Here is a 2101-nt window from a genome sequence, read left to right as displayed (position 1 = left end):
ATGATATTTTTATTCGGATATTTAATAAAAAAAGAATGTTCTTTGATTATTAAAACGCTTATAACAAGGTCGAGATAACAGCTTAACGCTGTTCCTCACCAACCCATTATCAACCATAAAACGTAGAAATATGTACGAAGAATTTTTAGAAAAAAGCCTCAATAGCAAGAGGCAAGCAGTAGATGATACTTTTATAGCTAAATATGCTGATTTGTCTTATCCCGAACTGAATACTTTATGGCAGGAGGTCGGGTTGGGAAGTTATTGTAATGGGCTGTTTAAGCTTATCAATCCGTCCGATTATCAGGATGTGATAAACTCCTGTTTTGAAAAGGAGGATGACCAATCATTTCTACCATTCATGTGTACGGCTTTCGGCGATCTCTTTGCCTATGTAAAGAATCCGAGACTGAATAATTACGTCGTTTATCTGAATGTCAGATACGGGACATATTTAATACTTCCTGCCAATCTTCGTGCGATTTTTAATAAGGTAATGGTAAATGAAAGTTTCTTGAAAGGCTGGTTTGATTTAGAAAATTATCCTATAATACAAGAAAAACTCGGAACTCCAGATTATGACGAGTGTTTCGGATATTCTCTACTTTTGGCTTTGGGAGGAAGTGAAGATATTGAAAACATCAAGATAGTCAAGACTATTCCGTACATTGACATTTGTACCCAAACAATCGGCGAATTTGAAATTGCAGATAAATGGTGAATATAGAATAGGTTGATAACGAAGCAGGGTAACGGCAAGCCGTTCCCTGCTAAACCATTAGCAACAACTGATAAATAAAAGATAGTAATATGGAAACAGATATACCTTTTGAACTGACAAACGAACAGCGTAAATATTTAGGATTATCCCCAGTCGGTGATACTTGGAAATTAGTCTATTTTGAAAAGCAGTATTTGTATTATGATGGCAATATAATTCGTAAAAAGATAACAGTAGATGATGACGGTTCTTATTATGAAGCTGAGCTTTATGAGGTTACAGAAGAAAACCGCACTATCCTTTTACCCAAAACCAAGCGCGGAAAGCCTAAAAAGATGAATTATACAGCAACGTTGTCTTTCAGTCCGTTTGGTGTATATTTTATGTTTTCAGCAAAAGAAATAATCATAGCCAATTATACAACTCAAACAACATTCTACCATGAAAATCCGCAAAGCAATATATCCTTGAATGATTGGTTGAAGCAATGGATTTCTGAAACAACAGAAGAAGACCTGAAAGAAATTGAACTTTATAAAAAAGCCAAGCGGAAACACGTCAAATATAAAGAGGGGGATTTCTTCAGCTTTAAGATTGGAAGAAGAAAATGGGGATTTGGACGCATTGTATTGAATATTGCGCAACTACGAAAGTCTGCTACATTCATGGCTCAAAAGAATTATGGGTTAACTCATCTTATGGGGCAGGCTTTATATATAATGATTTATCAGAAAATAGCAGATACAACAGAGATTGACATAAACGAATTGAAACAGTGTAAAACCTTTCCCGTTCAGGCTATTATGGATAATACTATTTATTATGGCGAATACAAGATTATAGGAAACCTGCCTATAACAACTGATGAATGGGAGCCTATAATATCGTATGGCAGGAGTATTAGCGGACAGGATAAAGATACCGTATATTTACAATATGGAAGGATATTCAAAGAAACGACTATTGATAAATTTGATAAATATCTGAGGATTGAAAACATCATAAATCCTTATTGTAAAGAAGAAATAGGTTTTGGTATCAATAGTTATCACATTTTAGCCAATGAAATGAAATCATTAGTTACTGTTCAACGTAAACGTAAGAGTACAGATTTACGTGACCCTGAAAACATTGAAATAAAACGTGAGATATTTAGTTTCTTTGGATTAGACGCAGATAAGAGTTATGCTGAAAATCTAAAATTGGTGGGGATAAACGATTAAGTTGCTAACAGGGTCAAGTTAACAGCTAAACACTGTTCCTCACCAAAACATTATAAGCAATTTTTACAATGACAGATAACAAAGAACATATTCGCTTTTTCTATTCTTCTTCCTATATATTGACTTCGTTCAAAGAAAGAATAGTTAATGATAAAAC

At 34.0% G+C, this 2101-nt stretch carries 2 protein-coding genes; both read left to right on the top strand.

The annotated features are described in order from the left end of the window. Nucleotides 1-130: 130 nt before the first annotated feature. Nucleotides 131-721, top strand: a complete 591-nt coding sequence (locus H6A61_RS15120) for a T6SS immunity protein Tdi1 domain-containing protein (RefSeq protein ID WP_204394725.1) — start codon at nucleotides 131-133, stop codon at nucleotides 719-721. Between the two features lie 89 nt (nucleotides 722-810). Next, the gene (locus tag H6A61_RS15115) at nucleotides 811-1944 is read left to right on the top strand and encodes an immunity 26/phosphotriesterase HocA family protein (RefSeq protein WP_087251721.1); all 1134 of its coding nucleotides are present in this window, start codon (nucleotides 811-813) and stop codon (nucleotides 1942-1944) included. Nucleotides 1945-2101 lie beyond the last annotated feature (157 nt).

It is taken from the genome of Bacteroides caecigallinarum, assembly GCF_016901995.1.
In the GTDB taxonomy this organism is placed as follows: domain Bacteria; phylum Bacteroidota; class Bacteroidia; order Bacteroidales; family Bacteroidaceae; genus Phocaeicola; species Phocaeicola cellulolyticus.
Note: the sequence above shows the minus strand (reverse complement) of the source record. Positions and strands in the feature narration are given on the sequence as shown.